A 282-nucleotide genomic window follows, 5' to 3' on the forward strand; every position below is an offset into this window, starting at 1 on the left:
TCTGTACAACTGCTCCTGTCATTCATCCGACGAAACAGTGTGTAACACATTCTTTTTCAACAACGGTGGTGCCACACATTTTCCCAACGCATACAACACATGTTCATCATCAACAAATTAAAAACCAAAACTTCTTCCCACAAACAAACTCGAATGTAAATGTTGTAGACCCGATCGACCCAGGGTTCGGCGGCGGATGTGGACCATGTGGTCATGGACATCATGGACATCACGTATCACCATTTGGACCAGGACCAAATGTATCACCATTCGGACCAAACG

1 protein-coding gene is annotated in these 282 nt (G+C 45.0%); it reads left to right on the forward strand.

All coding sequences use genetic code 11. The annotated features are described in order from the left end of the window. A partial coding sequence (locus SB658_RS23290) for a CotD family spore coat protein (protein WP_410602646.1) occupies positions 1–282 on the forward strand: 282 nt, incomplete at both ends.

Source organism: Bacillus sp. SIMBA_008, assembly GCF_046535495.1.
GTDB classification, from domain to species: domain Bacteria; phylum Bacillota; class Bacilli; order Bacillales; family Bacillaceae; genus Bacillus; species Bacillus subtilis.